Annotated in this window: 17 protein-coding genes and 1 other annotated feature (1 of these 18 running past the window's edge); of the genes, 15 read left to right on the top strand and 2 right to left on the bottom strand. The window is 48.5% G+C overall.

Annotation, left to right across the window (positions count from 1 at the left end; genetic code table 11):
• Positions 1–48 precede the first annotated feature (48 nt).
• Positions 49–1635 (top strand): glutamine-hydrolyzing GMP synthase, encoded by a 1587-nt coding sequence (gene guaA / locus METTU_RS08990; RefSeq protein ID WP_006891093.1) that lies wholly within the window; start codon positions 49–51, stop codon positions 1633–1635.
• The gene (tadA, locus tag METTU_RS08985) at positions 1626–2087 is read left to right on the top strand and encodes a tRNA adenosine(34) deaminase TadA (protein ID WP_006891091.1); all 462 of its coding nucleotides are present in this window, start codon (positions 1626–1628) and stop codon (positions 2085–2087) included. Before guaA ends, tadA begins: the two co-directional genes overlap by 10 nt.
• A gap of 13 nt (positions 2088–2100) precedes the next feature.
• Here tadA and mltF read toward each other — a convergent pair whose 3' ends face one another.
• Together mltF and pgi are read right to left on the bottom strand one after the other, a co-directional pair.
• The gene (gene mltF / locus METTU_RS08980) at positions 2101–3564 is read right to left on the bottom strand and encodes a membrane-bound lytic murein transglycosylase MltF (protein ID WP_006891090.1); all 1464 of its coding nucleotides are present in this window, start codon (positions 3562–3564) and stop codon (positions 2101–2103) included.
• Between the two features lie 23 nt (positions 3565–3587).
• A complete protein-coding gene (pgi, locus tag METTU_RS08975; protein WP_006891089.1) occupies positions 3588–5225 on the bottom strand; it encodes a glucose-6-phosphate isomerase in 1638 nt (545 codons plus the stop codon).
• A 271-nt stretch (positions 5226–5496) separates the two neighbouring features.
• On the opposite strand from pgi, the gene METTU_RS08970 reads away from it, so the two are divergent.
• From METTU_RS08970 to rfaD, 13 genes are all read left to right on the top strand, one after another.
• Positions 5497–6087, top strand: a complete 591-nt coding sequence (locus METTU_RS08970) for a hypothetical protein (RefSeq protein WP_040580281.1) — start codon at positions 5497–5499, stop codon at positions 6085–6087.
• 135 nt (positions 6088–6222) lie between these two features.
• Positions 6223–7122 (top strand): cupredoxin domain-containing protein, encoded by a 900-nt coding sequence (locus METTU_RS08965; protein ID WP_006891086.1) that lies wholly within the window; start codon positions 6223–6225, stop codon positions 7120–7122.
• Positions 7123–7185: 63 nt separating this feature from the next.
• Positions 7186–7611: a YqaA family protein gene (locus METTU_RS08960; RefSeq protein ID WP_006891084.1), complete on the top strand. Its 426-nt coding sequence runs from the start codon at positions 7186–7188 to the stop codon at positions 7609–7611.
• A gap of 79 nt (positions 7612–7690) precedes the next feature.
• Entirely contained in the window at positions 7691–8476 is a 786-nt protein-coding gene (locus METTU_RS08955; protein WP_006891082.1) for a hypothetical protein, read from the top strand.
• Between the two features lie 98 nt (positions 8477–8574).
• Positions 8575–9000, top strand: a complete 426-nt coding sequence (locus tag METTU_RS08950; RefSeq protein ID WP_006891080.1) for a desulfoferrodoxin family protein — start codon at positions 8575–8577, stop codon at positions 8998–9000.
• 105 nt (positions 9001–9105) lie between these two features.
• Positions 9106–10209: a putative lipopolysaccharide heptosyltransferase III gene (gene rfaQ / locus METTU_RS08945; protein WP_006891078.1), complete on the top strand. Its 1104-nt coding sequence runs from the start codon at positions 9106–9108 to the stop codon at positions 10207–10209.
• Between the two features lie 117 nt (positions 10210–10326).
• A complete protein-coding gene (locus METTU_RS08940) occupies positions 10327–11052 on the top strand; it encodes a glycosyltransferase family 25 protein (protein WP_006891077.1) in 726 nt (241 codons plus the stop codon).
• A gap of 25 nt (positions 11053–11077) precedes the next feature.
• The gene (locus tag METTU_RS08935) at positions 11078–11824 is read left to right on the top strand and encodes a glycosyltransferase family 2 protein (RefSeq protein WP_006891075.1); all 747 of its coding nucleotides are present in this window, start codon (positions 11078–11080) and stop codon (positions 11822–11824) included.
• A gap of 2 nt (positions 11825–11826) precedes the next feature.
• A complete protein-coding gene (locus tag METTU_RS08930) occupies positions 11827–12675 on the top strand; it encodes a glycosyltransferase family 2 protein (protein ID WP_006891074.1) in 849 nt (282 codons plus the stop codon).
• Between the two features lie 29 nt (positions 12676–12704).
• On the top strand, positions 12705–14498 hold the full coding sequence (gene msbA / locus METTU_RS08925; protein WP_006891073.1) for a lipid A export permease/ATP-binding protein MsbA: 1794 nt from the start codon (positions 12705–12707) through the stop codon (positions 14496–14498).
• 11 nt (positions 14499–14509) lie between these two features.
• A complete protein-coding gene (locus METTU_RS08920; RefSeq protein WP_040579725.1) occupies positions 14510–15067 on the top strand; it encodes a D-sedoheptulose-7-phosphate isomerase in 558 nt (185 codons plus the stop codon).
• Positions 15067–16491, top strand: coding sequence for a bifunctional D-glycero-beta-D-manno-heptose-7-phosphate kinase/D-glycero-beta-D-manno-heptose 1-phosphate adenylyltransferase HldE (gene hldE / locus METTU_RS08915; protein ID WP_006891071.1), 1425 nt, complete (start codon positions 15067–15069; stop codon positions 16489–16491). Before METTU_RS08920 ends, hldE begins: the two co-directional genes overlap by 1 nt.
• The gene (gene rfaD, locus METTU_RS08910) at positions 16488–17432 is read left to right on the top strand and encodes an ADP-glyceromanno-heptose 6-epimerase (RefSeq protein WP_006891070.1); all 945 of its coding nucleotides are present in this window, start codon (positions 16488–16490) and stop codon (positions 17430–17432) included. Before hldE ends, rfaD begins: the two co-directional genes overlap by 4 nt.
• A gap of 447 nt (positions 17433–17879) precedes the next feature.
• Positions 17880–18266: a sequence feature (16S ribosomal RNA rRNA prediction is too short), on the top strand; it runs 115 nt beyond the window's last position.

The raw sequence follows: 18266 nt of genomic DNA, 5'->3' as shown, positions 1-18266 counted from the left end.
CTTTGCCCTTCGCCCTTAACCTTTCGCCTGATCTAAAAGAGTTCTATCGTGAAACAACAATCCCCAAACATCCATACCCACAAAATCCTGATTCTGGATTTCGGCTCGCAATACACTCAACTGATCGCGCGTCGTATTCGTGAAATCGGCGTCTATTGCGAAATTTATTCCTGCGAATGCGACGCTGAACAAGTCAAAAAATTCGCACCCAACGGCATTATTTTATCCGGCGGCCCTGACACGGTAACCAGCGGCGATACGCCCAGAGCGCCGCAAATCGTTTTCGAGTTGGGCGTTCCGGTACTGGGCATCTGCTATGGTTTGCAAACCATGGCCGAGCAATTGGGCGGCAAGGTCGAAAGTTCCGATCATCGGGAGTTCGGCTATGCGCAAATCAGGGCGCGCGGCCATTCGAAATTGCTGACCGGCATTGAGGATCATTTGTCGTCCGAAGGCTATGGCCTGCTGGACGTCTGGATGAGCCACGGCGATCGCGTGGTTGATTTGCCGAGCGGTTTTAGTCTGATTGCCAGCTCGGACGGTGCGCCGATTGCCGGTATCGCTAATGAAGACAAGGGCTTTTACGGCTTGCAGTTTCATCCCGAAGTCACCCACACCAAACAAGGCGGACGGATATTGTCGCGGTTTGTGTTGGAGATTTGCGGCTGCGAAGCGTTGTGGACATCCAGCAATATTATCGAAGACAGCATCGAAGTCGTTAGGAAAACGGTCGGCACCGATCATGTGGTTTTGGGCTTGTCCGGCGGCGTTGATTCGTCGGTTGTTGCCGCGCTGCTGCACAAGGCCATTGAGGACCAGTTGACCTGCGTTTTTGTCGATACCGGCTTGCTGCGTCTGCACGAAGGCGATCAAGTGATGGCGACTTTTGCCGAGCACATGGGCGTCAAGGTTATCCGGGTGGACGCCGAGCAGCGCTATCTGGACGCCTTGAGCGGCATCACCGACCCGGAACAAAAACGCAAAATCATCGGCAGCCTGTTTATTGATATTTTTGACGAGGAAGCCGCGAAAATAGCCGATGCAAAATGGCTGGCGCAAGGCACGATTTATCCCGATGTGATCGAGTCGGCCGGTTCCAAAAGCGGCAAAGCGCATTTGATCAAGTCGCATCACAATGTCGGCGGTTTGCCGGAAAATATGCTGTTAAAACTGGTTGAGCCGTTGCGCGAACTGTTCAAGGACGAAGTCAGGAAGCTGGGCGTAGAGCTGGGTTTGCCTGCGGATATGGTTTATCGCCATCCGTTTCCCGGTCCCGGTTTGGGCGTCAGAATTTTAGGCGAAGTGAAAAAGGAATTTGCCGATTTATTGCGCCAGGCCGATGCCATTTTTATCGAAGAGCTGTATCGCCATGATCTGTATGACAAGGTCAGTCAGGCGTTTGCGGTATTTCTGCCGGTCAAGTCGGTCGGCGTGATGGGCGACGGTCGGCGTTACGATTATGTGATCGCCATCCGCGCCGTCGAAACCATCGATTTTATGACCGCTCGCTGGGCGCATTTGCCGTATGAGTTTCTGGATTTGATTTCCCGGCGCATTATCAATGAAGTCCCCGGCATTTCCCGTGTCGCTTACGACATCAGCGGCAAGCCTCCCGCAACGATTGAATGGGAATAAACCAGACCACGGATGAAGCATGGATGCGTCATGCCATCAGGCTGGCGCAACGGGCCGAGCAACAGGGTGAGGTCCCGGTCGGCGCTATCGTAGTCAGGGACAATCGATGTATCGCAGAAGGCTGGAATATTCCGATAACCAGCCATGATCCGACCGCCCACGCCGAAGTGGTGGCAATGCGAGGCGCCGGAGTTCACGTTCAAAATTATCGTTTGAATGATGCGACCTTGTACGTGACGTTGGAGCCTTGCGTGATGTGCATAGGGGCAATGAGTCATGCACGGATCAAGCGGCTGGTGTTCGGCGCGTACGATCCCAAACGAGGCGCGGTGTGCAATGCACTAAGCCTGACCGATGCGCCTTTTTTAAATCACCGGATCAGTTGGGATGGCGGCGTGCTGGAAACGGAATGCTCGGAAATGCTGAGGGATTTTTTTAAAGCCAGGCGGTAGGAATAAAAGGCTTTTAAAGCGCCGCCGGATCAATAGTGACCGCTTCATGCTCAGGATCTTCGCTATCGACTTCCATGGCATTTTTCTTGATTTGGTTTTCTTCGGTTAGCCAGACCAGTAAGTCGTAATAACTGCGGATATTTTCCACAAATTCAACCGGTTCCTGGCCTCGGGCGTAGCCGTGCTTGGTCTGTTGGTGCCATTTTTCCTGAGTCAGCAAGGGCAGTCGCTGTTTGACATCCATCCATTTATCGGGGTTGCCGCCTTGCTTTGTTGTCAATGCTCTGGCGTCTTCAAGATGGCCCAGCCCGACATTGTATGAGGCTAAGGCAAACCAGGTGCGATCCGGTTCCGGAATTTGTTCGGAGATAGTTTGGATTCTTTGCTGAAAATAGCGGGCGCCGCCGGCGATGCTTTGCGCCGGATCGGTGCGATTTTTGATGCCGAGTCCAGCGGCCGTGTCATTGGTTAACATCATAATGCCTTCGACGCCGGTCGGGGAAACGGCTTTATCCAGCCAGCGGGATTCCTGATAGCCGATTGCGGCCAATAAGCGCCAGTCTATGTTGTATTGCGCTGCCGCCGAATTAAAATATTTTTGATACAGCGGGAGCCTGCTTTTTTGTTGCTGGCGAAATTTACAGTTGCCGATATAGCTCAAGCTGCTGGTATGTCCGTAATGTTTTTCAAGGAGCTGGTCGAGCGTCTTGTCCTTTTTTATACGCTCGAAAAAACGCGTCACTTCATCGTATAAGCTGTTGTCGTCCGATGGGCTTAACGCCCAAGCCAGTTGACGGGGTTCGGAAATGTCGAACGCAATGTTAAGTTTGGGGTAAAAGCGGCGGATTAAAACGGTCTGGTTCGAGTCGGCTACGGTGTAATCGATAAGTCCTTCGTTAACCAGGTACAGCAAGCCATCGGTATCCAGCTCATCGTTAACATTCCAGGCCAGGTCAGGCGTATCCCTCTGTAGATAGATCAGGCTGTCGATGTGGCTGGTGCTTTTGGCAACTTCGATAATGCCGTGGGTCAGGCTGCTGATATTATTGGGGCGGCGAGTGCCCGACCGGTAAATGAGCTGTTCGGTTATTTCATGGTAGGCGGGAGCAAAGCGCATTTTTTTGTTACGCCGCTCGGTGACGGTCAGGCCTGCGGCTGCGATGTCGGCCTTGCCTTTGGTGATGCGGTTTAAAATATCATCAAAGGTATTGGGTGTTTCGAATTTTACTTTAACGCCTAACTGGTCGGCGAACAGCACAACCAGGTCATACTCAAGGCCGGTGTAGCCTTCCGGGCTTTCATAATAGGTTGTGGGATCGTTTCGGGTTAATACGTGTAAGACTCCTGTCCGCTTGATTTGTTCCAGTTTGTTGCGCGACAGGAATCCGTTATCGCAAGTCGTCAGCGTGGCTGCAAAAATAACGCCGATAATCAGTCTGGGCAGTCGAATCAAGGTTGCCGGTCGCATCGATTCCATACCGATTGCGACACTTCCGCTGTTTACGGCAGTCGTGATTGTTTGTAGGCATTAATCAATGCATTGGTTGAGCTATCGTGGCTGTCGATGATCTTGTCATTTTGAAGTTCCGGCAGGATGATTTTGGCTAAGGTTTTTCCTAATTCCACGCCCATCTGGTCAAATGAGTTGATATTCCAGATGACGCCCTGAACATAAATTTTATGTTCATAAAATGCAATCAGCGAGCCTAAGGTTTTGGGTGTCAGTTTGCTGAATAAAAACGAATTGGACGGTTTATTGCCGTCAAATATTTTGGAGGCGACCAATACGGCGTCGGCCTGATCTTCGGCTGATAATTCCTGTTTAACTTCTTCGGCTGTTTTGCCTTTCATCAAGGCTTCCGGTTGGGCGAGAAAGTTTGAAATCAAAATATCATGATGCTCGGGCAGCTTGTAGTGACTGTTTGCGGCGGCCAGAAAGTCGCAGGGTATGAGTTTGGTACCCTGATGGATCAGCTGGAAAAAAGCATGTTGGCCATTGGTGCCGGGTTGTCCCCAGATAATCTGGCCGGTGCTGTAATCTACTTTATCACCATTAAGATCTATGCTTTTACCATTGCTTTCCATGTCGCCTTGCTGAAAATAATCGGCGAAATAAAGCATGGACTGGTCGTAAGGCAACAGGGCGTGGGATTCGGCGTTATAAAAGTTGTTATACCAAATGCCGAGCAAGCCCATGATGACCGGGATATTTTTTTCAAAAGGCGTGGCGCGAAAATGCTCGTCGACTTCATAAGCGCCTTGTAAAAGCTCCTCGAAGTTATCCATGCCGACATATAAAGCGATAGACAGCCCTATGGCCGACCACAGCGAATAACGTCCGCCGACCCAATGCCTGAACTCGAACATATTATTGGTATCTATACCGAATTCGGCAACATTCCGGGTGCTTGTAGAAATGGCGACAAAATGCTTGGCAATGGCCTGTTGATCTTGCGCGCTGTCAAGGAACCAGCTTCTTGCCGATTTTGCATTGGTCATGGTTTCTTGCGTGGTAAATGTTTTAGACGCAATAAGAAAGAGTGTCGTTTCAGGAGATAAGTGCTTGAGGGTCTCAACAAGATCGGCCTGGTCGATATTGGAAACAAAGTGAACTTTTAATGTTTCTGAAGCATAGGGCGTAAGCGCCGTAGAAACCATTTTCGGTCCTAAATCGGAACCGCCTATGCCGATGTTAACGATGTCGGTAATTGCCTTGCCGGTATAGCCGCGCCATTCGCCTGAGCGCACGCGGGTGCTGAAAGTTCGCATTTTGGCAAGAACGCTGTTGATTTGCGGCATCACATCCTGCCCGTCGACATAAACAGGTTGATTGCTTCTGTTGCGTAAGGCGGTATGCAGGACGGATCTGTGTTCGGTCTTATTTATTTCCGCCCCGGAAAACATGGCTTTGATTTTTGCGTCCAGCCCGGCATGTTTAGCAAGATCAATCAGTAAAGGCAGGGTTTGATCGGTTATTCTGTTTTTGGAGTAATCAAATAAAATGTCGTTGAAATGGAGGGAGAACTTGGCATGGCGGGTATTGTCAGCGTTAAAGCTGTCGCGTAGGAGGATGTTTTTGGTTTCGTTGTGATGTGTTATTAAAGCTGTCCAGGCTGTAGAAGTGGTCAAAGATGACATGCGTAAAGCTCCGTTTGAATAAAGTTAACTTAAGTCTACGAAAAGCAGGGAAGGATAGCAATAGTATAGCGGTGCATTATCTTTTGCTTATATACTGGCGCTTGCGGGTTGCTCTTCCATCAATTCCTTTATTTGACCAAATCGATGTGCTAGAGTTAACCGCTGCTATTGCTCAAAAATACAGCAGAAGATGCTTATTTTCGATAGGTTTAAAATTGATAGCATTTACATCTTTCTCATAATAATAATTTTATCAAAACTGGAAGGCATTATGAACAGTACACACATTTTAAGAAAGGGTTTCCTGGTACTTCTGGGATTGTTATTTTCTGCATCGTTATGGGCGCACGGCGGAGCCGCAGGCACCGATACTGACCAATGTAAATTTGAATTGGAGCCTACTCATTGGCTGCATTATACCGCTTATCAACCTAACGCATTTCCCGCAGAAGATTTTTGCGCCAATCTTCCTCGCGCTAATGAAATGACTTTACTTGTATTCGACTATCAAGATATGAAATACAGGGATATGGCGGTTGAGTTTGAGGTGACAAAAGAGCCAGAAGGTACTCGCGTATTCTTCTTGCCAGCGGCAAAACATAAAAAAGGCACTGTTGAATTAAAACTGCCAAATGGTGTGCCTGAGCCAGGCAAATACCTGATTCATATTACTCTGGTTCCTGATGCGGGTAATAGATTAGATGCGCACATGGGTTTTAGTGCAGGCGGTGGTAAAGCAGTGAGCAAAAACAATCTACTCCTGTATGCATTTTTCGCATTGGCCGGTCTATATGTACTTTATCTGTCACACGCCGGTTTCAAAAGCAAGGTAGATGAAGCGATAGCGAAGCTTAAAAGCTAAGCAGACAGTTGTTGATGCCATTGCGCCGTTACGGGTAGCGTTCACCGCAACAGGGCAATGGCATCGCCTACAGGGATGTGGGTAAGATGGAGGAGCGGAAGCTTTGATTTTATTGAATAATAGAGGTAATGAATAATGGTGAAGTTATTATCGGCTGGGGTACTGATTTTTCTTTTTTCTGCGCCGGTATCGGCAGTGGAGTATGAAGATCATGATGGTATGCTCATGGATCACGGTGATGGCCATTTAATGGACATGGCCGGCGGTATGGTCATGGGTCAAAATTCCAGTACATTACCGGGTGGCTGCGACAGTATCGCTGAGACCAAGGAAATTACTGTGCATGCCGGTCATAAATATGCCGAGAAATTTCCCGGCAGAATGTTTGCATTCGATACTCAGGAATTTAATTTTAAGCCATGCACCAAGCTGACCGTTCATTTCATCAATGATGATAATGTCCGTCATCAATGGATGATGCACGGCTTGCCCAAGTATTTATACCCCAAAGGTATGTTCCATTTGGAAATATCAGGGCCTGCAAAAATCTCCGGAACATTGATCCTGCCTCCCGGCGATAAAACCTATCTGGTGCATTGCGACATCGCCCAGCATATGGAAAAAGGTATGAAAGCCCAGTTGAAAGTCGGTAAAGGCGATGGCGATCTGCCCAGTATTCCAGGAGTGACGGCTTATGTGATAGCCGATGATTACAAGGGAAGCCTGTCGACAGTGATGGCCGACGTTTCAGCCGCAGCTGAAGCCGCACCGACTGTTGTCGCCAATAAGCCTGCGCCGGTAATACAGCCGCCAAAAGAAGATTCCGTTATTTCAGGTGTTACTGTGATCGGTCTGGTGATCGGCTTGCTGTTTGCGCCATTTTTGGCGAAAAAATTTAAAGGTATGAGTGTATCAGAGGCGATCGCCACTATTTTTGATTGGGTGAGAGCGGGTATTGAGTTGGTTGTAAAGCTGTTGTCCCGTTTGGTGAAGCTGGTTATTTCCAATAAAAACAAGATATTGCCTGGCAGATGAGTCCAGGCAACATAAAAATCCCTGCGCTTTTTTGAGTGCAGGGATTTTTTTTGAGAGAAAAAAGTGCAAGACATAGGGTTTGAAATAGGCGGGCTGTTCCTCAGCGCATTTATATCGTCAACGATAGCGCCAGGGGGCTCGGAAGCCGTTTTGGCTTATATGGTAGCGGCAGGACATTATCAGGTTGGGCTTTTAGTCATCGTTGCAACAATAGGCAACACGCTGGGTGCCATGACCACATGGGGCTTGGGTGTGCTGGCGGCTAAAAAATTCCCGGTTGCCACGCTTTTATCGGAAAAAAAACAGAAAGCGTTGGATGTCGTTAGAAAAAAAGGTATCTGGACGCTGTTTTTTACCTGGTTGCCGGTGGTTGGGGATGCCTTGTGTTTTGCGGGCGGATGGCTAAAACTGCCATTCTTCCAGGCTTGTTTAATCATATTGCTGGGTAAGTTGGGTCGATATGCGGTGATAGCCTGGATGTTTGGCTAGTGTTGGATCGATCCGACCGGTTGTCCCTACAGGCCTGAGCACTGGTAGCGTTAAAAAATAAAATTCAAAAGAGGTCGTTGTGTTACGTCATTTTCCACCAGTTAACGTCGCTTACGCCCATAGAAAACGGGACTATTTTATAGCGGCGTTTACTTTTTTTTGCGTGGCGGTCTGCTTAGTGAGCGACGCGAATGCGAGTTTGGAAAAGCAAAATGCCCTCGGCGTTTGCGCCTGGGTGTTTGTGATCGGTTTGTTGCTCGGTGAAAATAGGGAAATCAGAGTGCAGGTTGCCATCGCTGTCATTTTTGCCACTATCGGCGAGCATTTTGCGTCGCCTTTTATGGGCGGATACACGTATCGGTTTGAGAATGTGCCCGCTTATGTGCCGCCCGGCCACGGCATGGTTTATTTAACCGCTGTCGCGCTGGGGCGTTCCGGATTATTCCAGCGTTATGCCAGAGAAATCGCTACTTCGGTGGTATTGGTGTGCGGCGCATGGTCAATTTGGGGTATCAGCGGTTATGCCGAACGGGGCGATTCAGTAGGCGCATTACTGTTTTGTGTTTTTCTGGGTTATCTTTTTAAAGGTCGCTCGCCAATGGTTTATCTGGCGGCCTTTTTTATTACCACATGGCTGGAGTTAATTGGCACTGCCGTCGAGACCTGGAAATGGGCGGCAATCGATCCGGTTCTGAGCCTGCCTCAGGGGAATCCTCCTAGCGGAGTTGCTGCCTGGTATTGTCTGGTCGATGCGGTAGCCATGGGCGGGGCCGCGCCGGTATTAAGAAGCGCGAAGAATGCTCGCGACTGGATAAAATCCGGCAAATTGCGGAAAAATGCATATCAAGGTGCGGAGAATGAATAAGGTGCTTAGATGAAATCGCGTCGATCGGATTTGCTAGTATAAGTAAAACCCCTCTGTGATAAACAGGGATAATCAGTAATCAAAAAAGAGTGAGTGTTATGGAACGTCGTGATTTTATTAGATTAAGTGTAGCGGGTGTGAGCGCCGGTATAATCGTGCCAACAATTGCGCTGGCTGACAGCGGCAAACAGGCAGCTACAGGAAACATCTATTATACAAAAGAGGCGCCCGGTCGCTGGAGCGATAAGGTTGCAACGCACTTGCCCAACATTGAAATAGAAAAAACGGGAGGAAATGTCGCTGTAAAAATCGTAACAGCGCATGAAATGAAAGGTTACGAGCACTATATTGTTAAACATGTTTTGCTGGATCAAAACTATAAGTTTATAGATGAATACCTTTTTAATCCTACTAAGGACACGGCAGCAATATCAACCTTTACACTGCATGACTACAGTGGACCGATTTACGCATTGAGTATGTGCAATAAGCATGACCTTTGGTTAAACGGCGCAGAAGTGTAAGGATGTTTTAGATTATTATTTTGGCGTTGATTTTATTGCAAGCAGCTCATTGAGTCGCGTTAACTTCAATGATCTGCTAGTAATCGCCGGAACATAATTCAATCAATGAAAAGCTACCCCTCTTTACAGCCAAAGCCAACAAAAATCCTGGTAATCGCAATGCGGTACCTAGGCGATGTGCTGCTGACAACACCCTTATTGCATTCGTTGCGGCAGGCTTATCCAGATGCTCAGCTTGATGTCTTGGTGTTTCGCAATACCGCCTCCATGCTCGAAGGCAATCCTGATATAAGTCATATCATTACTACGCCTAACCGCCCTAAGCTCCATGATTATTGGCAGTTATTACGGCAGTTGTTCAGGCGGTATGATCTTGCCATTGCGACGCAGGCCGGGGACCGCCCTTTTTTATATACATTACTTGCAGCACCATTACGGGTTGCCGTTGTGCCGCCGAAAAACACCACGGGCTGGTGGAAGCGTTTTTTTGTTCAACGCTGGACAGAATTTGACGACGACAATACGCATACGGTTCTGCAACACTTGAAGTTGCTGGAGTTGATCAATGTTCCGAAGTGTTTTTCACTGGTTCCTCCGCAAATCAATGATGCCAGCCAGTTGGTGCGGCAATTTCCTTTTTTAGCTGATAATGCCGGTTATGCCGTTTTGCACCCGCATCCACAGTGGACATACAAGCAATGGACTGTAGAAGGCTGGATAGAGATTGGCCTTTATCTTAAAAAACTGGGATTAAGACTGGTTCTTTCGGGAGGACCGGCCCGAGAGGAAGTTGATTATGTCGCCAATATCCAACGTCAACTTCCCGATGATACGATCAATCTGGCGGGCCAGGTTTCGTTGGCTCAGTTGGCAACTATTATTGCCCAGGCAAAACTATATATCGGCCCGGATACCGGTATCACTCACTTGGCGGTTGCAACAGGAATTCCGGTGATTGCGCTTTATGGGCCGACCAATCCGGTAAAGTGGGCGCCTTGGCCTGCCGGGTATAACCAAAACATAAATCCTTTTCATAAAACAGGCAGCCTGCAGCTTAACAATATCAGCTTGATTCAAGGTAAAGGGGACTGCGTCCCCTGTCATTTGGAAGGCTGTGATAAACATCGGCAAAGCCGAAGCCTGTGTCTTGATACGCTTAGCCCTGAACGGGTCAAAGACGCTATTCGGCGGGCGCTTGGAAAAGAGTAATCCTGTCGATTGAATAACGATAAATGGTGATTTGTCCGTAATTGATTTCGCTTTACTTGCGGTTTTTGGTAAAGTTTCCCGATATAGCCCCCCAAGTTTTTCAAGGTAACAGTCGGAATGCATTTAGCAACAAAACAACTGGATGGTCTTTACGTAATAAACGTAAAAGCATTCCATGAGCGTCGCGCGTTTATGGAGGCGCAGCTTTTAAGGAAAGATATGACGGCCGAGTTTGTTCTTGACGGCGACGCCGATGAGCTGACAGCCGAGATTATTAATAAGTATTTTATTGGCGACAACTTGTCGCCCAACCAAATGTCATGCGCTCTAAAACACATCATGACCCTGGAAAGCATTGTTGCAAACAAACAGCAACAGGCATTGGTTCTGGAAGATGATGCCATTTTTTCCCCAAGGTTTAACGAAGGCCTGCATTATGCGCTGGAAGAAAGCCCTCGCTTTGACGGGCCGAAAGTCATTTTTATTGGTTGCGGCGGCAACTTTTATACGCCGAAAAGCCTTAGAAAACCCGGTCAGCATTTGTACCTGGGTTCTCGCGGTCGATTTACCGATTCCTATATTATTGATTGCAACACGGCACAAAAACGGCTGGACTGGATTAGCCGCAACAAGGTTTCATTGCCGATAGACAATCAGTTTGAAAAAATCGATCGGGAACTGGGAATCAGCATGCTGTGGCTCGAAGAACCCGTGGTGGAGCAAGGCAGTAAGGCCGGCTTGTTTATGAGCGCTGTCGAAAAAGCCCCGCCTGTCTGGTTGCAGCGCCTGTTGTTCAATTGGGAAAAGCTTAAGCGAAAACACATTTATCAATTATGGCGCTAACAATTTATTCTTCTATCGATACGCCATGCTTAGTGTAGTCATCATTACAAAAAACGAAGCCGGGCATATCGCTCGTTGTCTGGAGTCAATTTCATGGGCCGACGAGATTGTCGTTCTGGATTCAGGTAGCGAGGATGATACGGTCGCGATCTGTCGTCGATACACCGATAATGTTTACCAAACAGACTGGCCCGGCTTCGGTATTCAGAAACAACGCGCTGTCGATAAAGCCAGCGGCGACTGGATTTTATCGGTAGATGCCGACGAAGTTGTAACGCCGGAATTAAGGTCGGAAATCGAAACAGCGCTCCGGCAGGAAGGCTATAACGGCTATGAGATTCCGCGTCTTTCCAGCTATTGCGGCAGGCAAATGCGCCATGGCGGCTGGTGGCCGGATCATGTGCTTAGGCTGTTTCGTCGTGATTGCGGTCAGTTTACTGATTCAGTCGTTCATGAGCGTATTATTGTTCAGGGGCAAATCGGGCAGTTAACCACTCCGTTGCTGCATGATGCTTTTATAAACCTGGATGAGGTTTTGCATAAAGTGAATTGCTATTCGACCTTGGGTGCTGAGTTGCTTTATCAACGGGGCGTTCGCTCATCTTTGAGCAAGGCCATCTTAAAAGCGTTTTGGACATTCATTCGCACCTATTGGCTTAAAGCCGCTATTCTGGACGGGCGGGAAGGGCTGATGCTGTCGATTTCCAATGCGGAAGGCGCTTATTATAAGTATCTTAAACTGCTGGAATTGCAAAACCGGCAGTCCCGTTAACAATGAATTTAATCTCTGTTATCGTAACCACCTATAACTGGCCGGCCGCATTAGAACTCTGTCTGGACAGCTTGTTTGCCCAGCGCGATCCGGCGTTTGAAATTATCATCGCTGATGATGGCTCCACACCGGTCAATCAGGCGCAGGCCCAAGCCTATAGCGCTAAAAGCCCGGTGCCCATTCAATATGTGCATCATGATGATCACGGATTCAGGGCGGGAACCATCAGGAATAAGGCGGTTGCGAGCAGTCAGGGTGAATATTTGCTGTTTATCGATGGCGACTGCATTCTTGGGCCTGATTTTATCGCACGGCACCGGCAGTTGGCGGAGTCCGGGTATTTTGTGCCGGGAAACAGGGTGCTGCTAAGCGAGTCGTTTACTCAGGAAGTTATTGAAAAACATATTCCATTGCACCAAAAACCGCTGAGTCATTTTATTTCCCTTTGGCTACAAAAAAAGATCAACCGGATTTCCGCCTTTATTCGGCTGCCCTTAGGGTTTTTAAGAAAATCGCAACCTGATAAGTGGCAAAAAGCCATGACCTGCAATTTGGCGCTCTGGAAAAGCGACTTTATACGGACTAATGGTTTTGATGAGCTTTTTGAAGGCTGGGGTTTTGAGGATTCCGACCTGGTTATTCGCTTGATACACGCCGGCATTAAACGCAAGGAAGGGCGATTTGCGGTGCCTGTGCTGCATTTATGGCACCCTCATAATGACAAAAGCAAACAAGACCTTAATTACCAACGATTGTTGGACCGCCTGAAGCAGTGGGATTTTATTGTCGCAACAAAAGGCGTCTCCCAGTATCTTTTGAGTAGCTCCTCGACTCAGCGCAAGATTAAATAGCTTTACCTGTTAATGAAATTTTCAAAAATATGAACAAAGCATCCAAAGCAAGCACTCAAATATATAAGCGGCTATTGACCTATGTAAAGCCGCATCGTGGTCTTTTTGCAATCAGTATTGTTGGCTTCCTGATGTATTCAGGCACCCAGACCTTATTTGCGGCATTGATCAAGCATATCATCGATACCTTGCAAACCGAGAGCCGGGAGGGAATGTATTATTTGCCGTTATTGTTTAGCGGTTTAATTGTAGTGCATGGGATTGGCGCATATTTGGGCAACTATTTTCTGGCTAAAGTATCCACCAATGTCGTACATGCCTTGCGCTGTGAAATTTTTAATCAGTATACGCGACTGCCGACAGCCTACTTTGACGCGAATAACAGCGGATACATGATTTCAAGGATAACCAATAATGTCGGGCAGGTTACCCAGGCCACCACGGACGCAGTGCGTACCTTTGTACGCGAAGGCTTTACTGCGATAGGCTTGTTAATCTATTTGTTTTATTCAAACTGGATGTTGTCGCTGGTTTTTATCGCTATAGCGCCGATTATTGTGGTGCTGGTGAGCTATGTGAGTAAGCGTCTCCGTGGAATCAGTAAAAAAATACAAGAATCGATTGGCGACATGACGCATATCACGTCGGAATTGGTGGGCGGACACCGGGTAGTGCGCAGTTACGGCGGCGAAGAATACGAGCGTCGGCGCTTTCTGGAAAGCAGTCTATACAACCGGAGGCAATCGCTAAAGCTGTCAACGACGATGGCGATACACAATCCGATCATGCAGTTTATTATCGCCATCGCATTGTCATTTCTGATGTATATGGCTTTGTTTTTCATGAAGCAAGCCAGTGTCGGCGAGTTTGTCGGCTACCTGACGGCGGCATTTTTATTGCCGAGGCCTATCAGGCAGTTGAGTGATGCAAATGGCGATATTCAAAAAGGCATCGCGGCGGCCGAATCGTTATTCGAAATTCTGGATGAGCCGGGAGAGTTGGATGAGGGCACGTATCAAGCCGAAAGATGCAAAGGCGCCCTAGAATTCAAAAATTTGACCTTTCAATATGCGGGCGCAAATGAGCCTGCGCTGATCGACATCAATTTTAAGGCCGAGCCGGGACAGACCATTGCGCTGGTAGGGGCTTCCGGCGGCGGTAAAAGTACGCTCGCCAATTTGGTTTCGCGTTTTTATCCGCATGATACCGGCGAGATATTGCTGGACGGTGTGGAAATTAATACGTATGAGTTGGCAAATTTGAGGAAACAGTTGGCGCTGGTCAACCAGCAAGTCACTTTATTCAATGACACGATAGCCAACAATATCGCCTACGGGTCGCTTGCGACCGCAACCCGAAGCGAAATAACTCAGGCTGCAACCGACGCTTATGCGATGGAATTTATCGCCAAGTATGAACAGGGGCTGGATACGGAAATAGGCGAGAATGGCGTCAAACTATCCGGCGGACAACGGCAAAGGTTAGCGTTGGCCAGGGCATTGCTGAAAGACGCCCCCATATTGATACTGGATGAGGCAACATCGGCGCTCGATACCGAATCGGAGCGGTTTATACAGGCGGCGCTGCAAAAAGTCATGAGCAATAGGACGACGCTGGTTATTGCCCATCGACTGTCGACCATTGAAAATGCAGATATAATTTTGGTTATGGATCACGGGCGCATCGTGGAAAGAGGCTCTCATCAGGAGCTGATTGCAAAAAATGGAGCCTATGCGCGTTTGCATTCCATGCAATTTAAGGAACATCGCAAGGGCGATCAACCGATCGCCGCTACTGAAGCATTACATTCAGACATTGCCTAGGGGGCATTATTTTGAAGACATTTATTTCCGAGCTTGAAGAGCATAAGGCCATGATGGAGCGCTTGGCTGATTGTTCCGGGGCTATTGAGGCGGCCGGAGCGTTGCTGATTGAAACATTAAGGCAGGGCGGGAAAATATTGTTGTGCGGCAATGGCGGCAGTGCGGCCGATTGTCAGCATATCGCTGCGGAGTTGGTGGTCAGATATGAAAAAAACCGGAAGGCTCTGGCTGCCATTGCGTTGACCACAGACAGCTCGATTTTAACGGCGCACAGCAATGATATAGGATTCGATACGGTCTATTCCAGGCAGATTGAAGCCATTGCCAATGAAAAAGATTGCCTGATTGCTATTTCCACATCAGGAACCAGCAAAAATATATTAAACGCGGTGGACGCTGCAAGGTTGAAAGGTATGGCTGTTATCGGGTTAACCGGGTGTGAAGGCGGCGAGTTGAGCAGGCAGGTTACGCATTCGGTGATCGTTCCCTCGGATGTGACTGCAAGAATTCAGGAGGCGCATATATTGATAGGCCACTGGTGGTGTGGCGCGATTGAGGGGGCTTATTGATGTTGGCAGCTGCACCTGAGTTTGGGCAAGCTCGGATCATAGTCATTGGCGATGTGATGCTGGATCGATACTGGTCCGGGCAGGCCGCGCGCATTTCGCCGGAAGCGCCGGTGCCGGTGGTCAGGGTTAAAACTATTGAAGATCGCGTCGGTGGCGCGGGCAATGTCGCGCTCAATATTGCCAAATTAGGCGGCAAGGTGACTCTGCTGGCCGTTGTCGGTGATGATGCCGAGGGCGATGCACTAAGGCGGCTGCTGGAAGCGGAAGGCGTGGTCTGCGATTTTGTGGTCGAGCAGGAAATTCGCAGCATCTGCAAGTTGCGGGTTATGGCGCAACATCAGCAGCTCATCCGTATTGATTTTGAAGAGACGTCCCTTAAGTTTGATTCGGATGCCTTGTTGTCGCGGCTGGTTAAGCATTTGCCTGAAAATAACACGGTTGTTTTCTCGGATTACGGCAAAGGAACCTTGGCGGATGTTTCAACATATATTATTGAAGCCAAGCAAGCCGGTATTAAGGTTTTGGTGGATCCGAAAGGTGCGGATTATCAGTGTTATGCGCATGCAGACCTGATAACGCCAAACCTGTCTGAATTGCAGACGGTGGTCGGCGTTGCTGGAAACGAAGATGATTTAATTGAAAAAGGGCGAGCGCTGTTAAAACAGTATCAAATCCCGACGCTTTTGCTGACTCGCGGCGAGGCGGGTATGACGTTGATACAGGATGCCCAAGTGCATTCATTGCCGGCTCAGGCCAAGGATGTTTTTGATGTTACCGGTGCCGGAGATACGGTTATTGCGGTGATGGCGTTGGCTGTGGCGCTGGATATGGCGTTGTATGACGCGATGTATCTGGCCAACCTGGCGGGCGGTATAGTGGTCGGAAAACTGGGTACATCGACAGTGTCGATGCAGGAGTTGACACGGGCCATGCACGGCGACCGGGATTCCCAATACGGTATCGTTTCGGAAGACGAACTGGCGCGGATAATGGTCGGCGCTAAAGCCCATGATGAACGGATCATCATGACCAACGGGTGCTTCGATTTATTGCACGCCGGGCATGTGACTTATTTGCAGCAGGCCAAGGCACTGGGCGAACGCTTGGTAGTGGCGGTAAATTCCGATGCGTCGGTCAGGCAGCTCAAGGGCGAGTCCCGGCCTATTAACGGCTTGCAGGAACGGATGACGGTTCTGGCGGCGTTAGCCTGCGTGGACTGGGTGGTTTCATTCGAAGAGGAAACGCCTGAAAGATTGTATTGCCGGCTGTTGCCGGACGTCATCGTCAAGGGTGGCGATTACAGCTCGGAGCAAGTCGCCGGTGGCGATTGCGTTATTCGGGCGGGTGGAGAAGTAAAGATTTTGCAATTTGTTGACGGGCAATCTACAACTGCGATGATTAAAAAAGCGAGGGGACTGGAATGATTGTTGTTACGGGTGGGGCTGGTTTTATTGGAAGTAATCTTATTCGAGCATTAAACCAGCGAGGCGAGCGAAATATATTGCTGGTTGATCATTTGGTTAATGGGCGAAAAATGCACAATATAGCCGATCTTGATGTCGCCGATTACATGGACAAGGAGGAGTTTATCGAGAAAATTGGCGTGGCTCATTTTTTTGATGGGGTACGGGCGGTTTTTCATCAGGGGGCCTGTTCTGCGACGACGGAGTGGGATGGAAAGTATGTGATGATGAATAATTATGATTATTCCAAGCGTTTATTGCATTGGTGCATCGCAAAGAACGTCGCATTTATGTACGCATCTTCCGCTTCGGTTTATGGGACTGGCGAGCATGGATTTCGGGTTGATCGTAGCTGCGAGCATCCTATCAATATGTACGCCTATTCAAAATTTCAATTCGATCAATATGTCCGTCCCTTATTAACTAAAACAAAAAGTCCGATTGTCGGTTTTCGCTATTTTAATGTTTACGGACCAAGAGAGCAGCATAAAGGCTCTATGAGTAGCACTGCATTTCATTTTAATCGGCAGGTTATTGAGCAAAAAAGAGCAAAGTTGTTTGAGGGTTGCGATGGCATGGCTAATGGCGAACAAAAGCGGGACTTTGTTCATGTTGATGATGTTGTGGATGTAAATTTGTGGTTTTTGGATCATCCGGAGCAACGCGGTATTTATAACGTAGGAACGGGGCGAGCGGAAACGTTTAATGTGGTCGCTCAGGCAGTGACTGATTGGCATAAAGAAGGGGAGATTGAGTATATCCCGTTTCCCGAGCATTTAAAGGGCGCGTATCAGAGCTATACCCAAGCGGATATTTCCGGGCTAAGAGAGGCTGGGTACACGAAGGACTTTTTGACCGTTAAGCAAGGCGTCGCAAGATATTTGGATTGGTTGAATGCATAAAGAGCGTTTATAAGAAAATAACTTCTTGACGCAGGCTGAAAAGGCTGTAGAATGCGCAGTTCTTTCAGGGCAGGCGCCTTGGCAGAGACAGCAACAAGAAATAAAGTTGGCAAGGATGTTGACAAGCGGACTGAGTAGGTTATAATGGTCGGCTTCATCGGGGTTCGGTAAATGGCTTCGGTGGTTCGGAATGAAAAATAAAGTTAACAGGGTGTTGACAAACTGAATTGGATCTGTATAATTGTCCAGCTCAACCGGGGTTTAACTCCACGCTCTTTAAAAACCTGATCAAAATAATTTGTGTGGGTGCTTGTGATGAACGATTTATGCTTGTAATAAATAGTCGACACAAGAACTACACGTAAAAAGTAATTTATACGTTTAATTCTGTAGTCGAGCCAAGATTGGCTACTCATCTTATTGAGTGGCAAAATGATATAAACTGAAGAGTTTGATCATGGCTCAGATTGAACGCTGGCGGTATGCTTAACACATGCAAGTCGAACGGTAACAGGCCTTCGGGCGCTGACGAGTGGCGGACGGGTGAGTAACGCGTAGGAATCTGCCTCATAGTGGGGGACAACGTGGGGAAACTCACGCTAATACCGCATACGCCCTACGGGGGAAAGCGGGGGAGTCTTCGGACCTCGCGCTATGAGATGAGCCTGCGTTAGATTAGCTAGTTGGTAGGGTAAAGGCCTACCAAGGCGACGATCTATAGCTGGTCTGAGAGGACGATCAGCCACACTGGGACTGAGACACGGCCCAGACTCCTACGGGAGGCAGCAGTGGGGAATATTGGACAATGGGCGAAAGCCTGATCCAGCAATACCG

This window comes from Methylobacter tundripaludum SV96, assembly GCF_000190755.2.
GTDB lineage: Bacteria > Pseudomonadota > Gammaproteobacteria > Methylococcales > Methylomonadaceae > Methylobacter_A > Methylobacter_A tundripaludum.
The sequence above is the reverse complement of the archived record's forward strand: the minus strand, read 5'-3'. Positions and strand labels throughout refer to the sequence as shown.